General features: G+C 69.5%; 6 protein-coding genes and 1 pseudogene. 3 read left to right on the top strand and 4 right to left on the bottom strand.

Features of this window, described 5'->3' with window-relative positions; all coding sequences use genetic code 11:
• Nucleotides 1-91: 91 nt before the first annotated feature.
• The 3 genes from ABD330_RS31795 to ABD330_RS31785 all read right to left on the bottom strand — a co-directional run bounded on the left by ABD330_RS31795 (nucleotide 92) and on the right by ABD330_RS31785 (nucleotide 2,985).
• Complete coding sequence (locus tag ABD330_RS31795; protein ID WP_344469784.1) at nucleotides 92-217, bottom strand: hypothetical protein; 126 nt, start codon at nucleotides 215-217, stop codon at nucleotides 92-94.
• Between the two features lie 281 nt (nucleotides 218-498).
• A complete protein-coding gene (locus tag ABD330_RS31790) occupies nucleotides 499-1,662 on the bottom strand; it encodes an acyl-CoA dehydrogenase family protein (RefSeq protein WP_344469783.1) in 1,164 nt (387 codons plus the stop codon).
• A 111-nt stretch (nucleotides 1,663-1,773) separates the two neighbouring features.
• The gene (locus ABD330_RS31785) at nucleotides 1,774-2,985 is read right to left on the bottom strand and encodes an LCP family protein (RefSeq protein ID WP_344469782.1); all 1,212 of its coding nucleotides are present in this window, start codon (nucleotides 2,983-2,985) and stop codon (nucleotides 1,774-1,776) included.
• Between the two features lie 186 nt (nucleotides 2,986-3,171).
• Here ABD330_RS31785 and ABD330_RS31780 point away from each other — a divergent pair, with 186 nt between their 5' ends.
• The 3 genes and pseudogenes from ABD330_RS31780 to ABD330_RS31770 all read left to right on the top strand — a co-directional run bounded on the left by ABD330_RS31780 (nucleotide 3,172) and on the right by ABD330_RS31770 (nucleotide 5,358).
• Nucleotides 3,172-4,515 carry a UDP-glucose dehydrogenase family protein gene (locus tag ABD330_RS31780; protein ID WP_344469781.1) on the top strand — a complete coding sequence of 448 codons (1,344 nt, stop codon included), beginning with the start codon at nucleotides 3,172-3,174 and terminating at the stop codon, nucleotides 4,513-4,515.
• 92 nt (nucleotides 4,516-4,607) lie between these two features.
• Nucleotides 4,608-4,835 (top strand): annotated as a pseudogene (locus tag ABD330_RS31775) (CoA-binding protein); the annotation flags it as partial.
• 115 nt (nucleotides 4,836-4,950) lie between these two features.
• Nucleotides 4,951-5,358: a CoA-binding protein gene (locus ABD330_RS31770; protein ID WP_344469780.1), complete on the top strand. Its 408-nt coding sequence runs from the start codon at nucleotides 4,951-4,953 to the stop codon at nucleotides 5,356-5,358.
• 69 nt (nucleotides 5,359-5,427) lie between these two features.
• Here ABD330_RS31770 and ABD330_RS31765 read toward each other — a convergent pair.
• The coding region (locus ABD330_RS31765) for an NsdA family TPR-like regulatory protein (protein ID WP_486327084.1) at nucleotides 5,428-6,264 on the bottom strand (837 nt) is incomplete at its 5' end.

Here is a 6,264-nt window from a genome sequence, read left to right as displayed (position 1 = left end):
TACCGCCCTCACCTCATCGACGGATGCCTTGCCACCACCGGCCTGATCATGGACGGCTGACCACCCTCAGACCGACATCACGAATTCAAGTTCAGTAGTCGCCCTGGACGACGAACGTGTCCCGGTCGGTGGCGTAGACGTTGGGGCAGTCGTCGTCATCGCAGTTCGGCCCGTTGAACTTGCCGGTGAGGCACGTGAGGTTCGGACTCTCGGTCATGGTGCCCCCTCCTCAGGCCGGGAGCGTCCCGGCCCTGCCGACGAAGCTAGGCCCGGGTTCCGTGGCCTGTCTACGACGCCTCAGGGATATTCCTGATCTGGAATAAGCGGCCCCCCGGAGGGTGACACACCGAAGGCCCCGGTCGCACGCACGCACTCGGGGACAGTGCTCCTGGCCGGAGTTCGGTCGACGTGAGGACCGGCGAAGACCTCGACCGCCCCGGAAAGCCGAGAGGCACCCCGCAGGGTGCCTCTGGCCTACTCCTTCAACGCCCCGCCGGGTTACGGCAGGTTGCGCGACATCACGATGCGCTGGATCTGGTTGGTGCCCTCGTAGATCTGGGTGATCTTGGCGTCCCGCATCATCCGCTCCAGCGGGTAGTCACGGGTGTAGCCGTAGCCGCCGAGCAGCTGGACGGCGTCGACGGTGATCTCCATCGCGGCGTCCGAGGCGAAGCACTTGGCGGCCGCACCGAAGAAGGTCAGGTCCGCGTCGACGCGCTGCGACTTGGCGGCGGCCGCGTAGGTGAGCTGGCGGGCGGCCTCCAGCTTCATCGCCATGTCGGCGAGCATGAACTGGACGCCCTGGAAGTCGCCGATCGGCTTGCCGAACTGCTTGCGCTCCTGGACGTAGCCCTTGGCGTAGTCCAGCGCGCCCTGGGCGATGCCGACGGCCTGCGCGGCGATGGTGACCCGGGTGTGGTCCAGGGTCTTCATCGCGGTGGCGAAGCCGGTGCCCTCGGCGCCGATCATGCGGTCGGCCGGGATCCGGACGTTGTCGAAGTAGACCTCGCGGGTCGGCGAGCCCTTGATGCCGAGCTTCTTCTCCGGCGCGCCGAAGGAGACGCCCTCGTCGCCCTTCTCGACCACGAACGCCGAGATGCCCTTCGAGCGCAGGGTCGGGTCCGTCACGGCCAGCACCGTGTAGAACTCCGAGACGCCCGCGTTGGTGATCCAGCGCTTGACGCCGTTGAGCACCCAGAAGTCGCCGTCGCGCACCGCGCGGGTCTTCATCCCGGCCGCGTCCGAACCGGCGTCCGGCTCGGAGAGGCAGTACGAGAACATGCCCTCGCCGCGCGCCAGGGCGCCCAGGTACTTCGCCTTCAGCTCCTCGGAGCCGGAGAGCTGCACCGGCAGCGAGCCCAGCTTGTTGACCGCCGGGATCAGCGAGGAGGAGGCGCAGACCCGCGCGATCTCCTCGATCACGATGACGGTCGCCAGCGCGTCCGCACCGGCGCCGCCGTACTCCTCCGGCACGTGGACGGCGTGCAGGTCGTTGGCCTGCAGCGCGTCCAGCGCCTCCTGGGGGAAGCGGCCCTGCTCGTCGACCTCGGCCGCGAACGGGGCGATCTTCGCCTCGGCGAGCGACCGCACCGCCTCACGGAGCATGTCGTGCTCCTCGGTGAGCCGGAAGAGGTCGAAGTCCGCTCCTGAGGTGCCCGCCATGTTGCTCGCCCCTAATCGCCGTGTAACTCAGTTAATTACCGTTAAGTAGATACTAATTCTAGGCTCGCCGGGTGCCTACCCCGAACGTGACATGTGCGACACGTCCGATCACTAGCGGACGCTGTCCCCGAGGGTGTCGCTGGTGGTCTGGTGCTGCGCGAAGTACTGGTCCATCCGGTCGTTGCGCATCGACTCCCAGAGCGGGGTCGCCGCGGCGTTGTCCATCAGCACCACATCCTGCCCCCCGATGGTGGCGAAGCCGCCGAACGGCGCGTTCATGAAGCGGACGTCCCCGACCGTCAGCGAGCGCAGGCTCCAGGCGAGGTCGTACAGGTCGCCGTTGCTCAGCTTGCTGTCGACGCTCACCACGTCGCCGACCGACTGCAGCAGGCCGCCGAGCTTGGTGGGGCTGCTCAGCGTGCCGGAGCTCATGGTCTGCTTCATCAGCGCCCGCAGGAAGTTCTGCTGGCGCTTGGTGCGGTCCAGGTCGCCGTTGGGCAGGCCGTGGCGTTCGCGGACGTACAGCAGTGCCTCGTCGCCACTCATGTGCTGGGTGCCGGCGTCCCACTCGCGGGCGCCGTTGCCGGCCGGGATGGTCTTCGGGATGGTGATGTCCACCCCGCCGACCGCGTCCGTGAGGGACTTGAAGCCGCTCCAGTCGATCACCGCGACGTGGTCGATCCGGATGTTCGTGAGGTTCTGCACGGTCTCGGTCATCAGCGCCGGGCCGCCCCAGGAGTACGCGGCGTTGATCTTCGCCTTGCCGTGACCCGGGATGTCGACCCAGGTGTCCCGGGCTATCGAGACCACCGAGACGCTCTTCCGGTCCGCCGACAGGTGCATCAGCATCATGGTGTCGCTGCGGGCCGCGCCGACCTGCCAGGCCGGGCCCTGCGCGGTCTTGCCGGTGGTGGGGACGTCCGAACGGGCGTCCAGGCCGACCAGCAGGAAGGTCATCCCGCTGTGCGGGACGGGCTTGGGCTGGGCGGACTCGGGGACGGTGGGGAAGGCGTCCGGGATGCGGGCCACCGAGGACGCGTAGTGGTCCGCCGTCCAGTACGCGGCACCGACGCCGCCACCGATCAGGACCAGCAGCGCCACCAGCGACCAGATCAGCACCCGGCGGGCCCGGCGCTTGCGGCGGGCCTTGCCGCCGTCACCCGCAGGCACCTCCGACGGCTCGGCCCCCTCGGCCGCCCCGGCCTCCCCGGCCCCCTCCCGGTCCGCGAACAGGCTCAGCGAGGCGGGGCGCTCCGCGGCGGGCTCCGCCGCGCGCTCCGCGTCCCCGGCCGGCTCGTGCTGCATGTCGTCCTTCGAATCCATGCGGGGCATTCTGCCGTTGATCACACCGGTTTCCGCCGCCGGGGGCGGCAGGTGCCGCCGCCCGGCCCGCCGGGCAGGGCCCCGGGGAGGGCAGGCAGGTGCCCGAGCAGCGGCTTCGCGGATACCATCGGGACCGGTGCCAGGCTGCAGACCGCACGGCCGGGCGAACGGACATAGGGGAAGCACGTGGCCCTCCGCATCACGGTGATCGGCACCGGCTACCTCGGCGCGACACACGCCGCCTGCATGGCGGAGCTCGGCTTCGAGGTGCTCGGCCTGGACATCGACCCGGAGAAGATCGCCACGCTGGCGGCCGGCCAGGTGCCGATGTACGAACCCGGCCTCGCCGAACTGCTGGTCAAGCACGTCGCCGGGCATGAGGGTTCCACTGGGCGGTTGCGCTTCACCTCCTCCTACCAGGAGGTCGCCGAGTTCGGCGACGTGCACTTCATCTGCGTCAACACCCCGCAGAAGAAGGGCGAGTTCGCGGCCGACATGAGCTACGTCGACGCCGCGGTCGACTCGCTCGCGCCGCACCTGACCCGCCCGGCGCTGGTGGTCGGCAAGTCGACCGTCCCGGTCGGCAGCGCGGGCCGGCTGGCCGACCGGCTGGCCGAGACCGCCCCGGCGGGCGCGGCGGCCGAGCTGGCCTGGAACCCGGAGTTCCTGCGCGAGGGCTATGCCGTCGGCGACACCCTGCACCCGGACCGGCTGGTGGTGGGTGTGCGCAGCGAGCGTGCCGAGCAGCTGCTGCGCGAGGTGTACGCGACGCTGATCGACGACGGCGTGCCGTTCGTGGTGACCGACTACCCGACCTCCGAGCTGGTCAAGGCCGCGGCCAACTCCTTCCTGGCCACCAAGATCTCCTTCATCAACGCGATGGCCGAGGTCTGCGAGAGCGCGGGCGCGGACGTCAGCCGGCTGAGCGAGGCGCTCTCCTACGACACGCGGATCGGCGGCAAGTTCCTGCAGGCCGGGCTCGGCTTCGGCGGCGGCTGCCTGCCCAAGGACATCCGGGCGTTCATGGCCCGCGCCGGGGAGCTCGGTGCCGACCAGGCACTGACCTTCCTGCGCGAGGTCGACTCGATCAACATGCGGCGCCGCTCCCGGATGGTCGAGCTGGCCCGCGAGCAGTGCGGCGGTGGCTTCCTCGGCCGGCGGGTCGCGGTGCTCGGTGCGGCCTTCAAGCCCAACTCGGACGACATCCGGGACTCCCCCGCGCTCAACGTCGCCGCGCAGATCCAGCTGCAGGGCGCCCAGGTCACCGTCTACGACCCGAAGGCGATGGACAACGCCCGGAAGATGTTCCCGGGCCTGGCCTACGCCGACTCGCCGATCGAGGCCGCCGAAGGCGCCCACGTGGTGCTGCACCTGACCGAGTGGCAGGAGTTCCGCGAGCTGGACCCGGCCGAGCTGGGCGCGGTGGTCGCCGAACGCCGGATGCTCGACGGCCGGAACGTCCTGGACGTCGCCGCGTGGCGCGCCGCGGGGTGGACGTACCGGGCGATGGGGCGGCCTACCGTCGAGTAACGGGCTTCGCCCGTGGGCGCTCGTTCAGGCCTGGACAGGCCCGAACGGTTGCGTTCGGAATGGGCTCGGCCGGTGGGCTGTTGTGGACTGTCATGACGTACGGAGATGACGCGGTGGTCCGGCGGATCCTCACCGGTGCGGGGGACACCTGGGCGGTGGTCGGCCTGTCCAGCAACACCGCGCGGGCCGCCTACGGCGTCGCCCGGGTGCTGCAGCGGGCGGGCAAGCGGGTGGTGCCCGTGCACCCGAAGGCGGAGACGGTGCTCGGCGAGCAGGGGTACGCCTCGCTGGCCGAGATCCCGTTCGAGGTCGGGACAGTGACTCCAGGTGCCATCCGCTTTCGTATGGGATTGCCCGCCTGACCTGTGTCGATGATCCGGCGGTTCGGCCCGCAGGTATCACGCAGTTGACGTTCCGATCAGCGGGAGACAGAACATGTACGGAGACGCAGCGACTGTCCGCAAGATCCTTACAGAGGTCGGCGACACCTGGGCCGTCGTAGGGCTGTCCTCGAACCAGCGTCGCGCGGCCTACGGCGTAGCCGATGTCCTCCAGCGCTTCGGGAAACGAATCGTGCCCGTGCACCCGAAGGCAGAGACGGTTCACGGCGAGAAGGGGTACCCCTCTCTCTCGGCAATCCCATTCGAGGTCGACGTCGTTGACGTGTTCGTTCGTAGCGATCTTGCCGGAGAGGTGGCTGATGAGGCGGTGGCCATCGGCGCCAAAGCCGTGTGGTTTCAGCTCGACGTCATTGACGAAGCCGCGTACACCCGAGCCCGAGCCGCCGGGCTCGACATGGTGATGGACAAGTGCCCGGCGATCGAGATCCCTCGGCAGAGCTGACCAGCCACAACACTGGGCTCTCACCTTTGTTCAAGGTGAGAGCCCAGTGTTGTGGCTGGAGCTTTTGGATCACGCGGCCAGCAAGTCACGTGCCCGGTCGTTGAAGTCGGCGACCAGGGCGTGACGGCCGAAGGGGACCATCTGGCGCTGAAGGTTCTGCACGGCCTCGACCGTCCGCGAGGACTTGACCTGACCGGACAGGCTCAGGGTCCGCAGGCCGGCGGCGTGGGCCGCTTCGAGGTCCCTTCGCTGGAGGTGCGAGACGGCAAGGGCTGCCTGGGACATGGCGCCACGACGTGCGCGTCGCTGGGCCCTGGCGTGGTCGATGGACACGCGGGCGTACTTCTCGGACTGGGCGCTGTCGCCGATGTCCTGGAAGGTCTGGGCGTGCTCGCCGTTCAGGTAGGCGGGGTCGATGAAGCGGGCCCACTCGGCCTCGTTGTCCAGTTGGACGGTGGAGTACGCCTGCTCCGACGCGGCGACGGCGTTGGTGGCTGCCCGCTTGTCCCCCAGCTTGGCCAGCGCGCGGCCTTCGAGCGCCCAGAGGTCCGCCAGGCAGGCGGCAGACTCGGGCGTCCGGGACAGTCCGGCCCGTCCGGCCTGGGCCAGCCTGCGGCCTTCGTCCGGGTGTCCCAACAGGGTCGCCTGGTCGGCCATGCCGGCCAGTACGTGAGCGCCGAGAGCGGGGTTGCGCGACTCCTCGGCAAGCCGGAGCGACTGGATCAGGTAGCGCTGTGCGGTGCCGTGCTCACCGTTGTCGTACGACATCCAACCCAGAAGGTAGGTCTGCTCGGACGCGGCTTCGCAGAGTGAGCTTGCTCCGCTTTGACGGACACCATCGGTGTGGTGGTCAGACCGCGAGGACGCTCTCGTACTCGGCGGGACTGCGGTAGCCGAGGCTGCTGT

Source organism: Kitasatospora kazusensis (assembly GCF_039529945.1).
Lineage (GTDB): Bacteria > Actinomycetota > Actinomycetes > Streptomycetales > Streptomycetaceae > Kitasatospora > Kitasatospora kazusensis.
Note: the sequence above shows the minus strand (reverse complement) of the source record. Positions and strands in the feature narration are given on the sequence as shown.